Here is a 313-nt window from a genome sequence, read left to right as displayed (position 1 = left end):
GCTTCGAAGACGCCCTGCTCTACACCGCCAGTTTGCTCGACAGCGCTTCAGCGACTGCATTGGATTGCGGCGAGCTGCTGCCCAGCCCCGAGCGGGCTAAGATCCTGGCGGTGTGGCATTTACTGGAAATGGCCAAGACGACGGTGGATCGCTCCATCGCGTGCCTGAAACCTTCGCCTACCACTGCCTGAACACGGCGTCCTCACGTTTTTCGCCGGCAAGCCGGTATCTACAGAAACCAAAAAGCGCATCCACGATGCGAAGCGAGTCGCTCTTGATTTTGATCTCAGGCGCCCCGTCAAACCCGCTGGCC

1 protein-coding gene is annotated in these 313 nt (G+C 59.7%); it reads left to right on the top strand.

Annotation, left to right across the window (positions count from 1 at the left end; all coding sequences use genetic code 11):
- Nucleotides 1–191: DUF6124 family protein (locus tag HX823_RS31470; protein ID WP_371317997.1), on the top strand; the 191-nt coding region annotated here is incomplete at its 5' end.
- Nucleotides 192–313 lie beyond the last annotated feature (122 nt).

Origin of the sequence: Pseudomonas sp. P7759 (assembly GCF_013386445.1) — a bacterium.
In the GTDB taxonomy this organism is placed as follows: domain Bacteria; phylum Pseudomonadota; class Gammaproteobacteria; order Pseudomonadales; family Pseudomonadaceae; genus Aquipseudomonas; species Aquipseudomonas azotoformans_A.
This window is presented reverse-complemented; position numbering and strand designations above follow the sequence as displayed.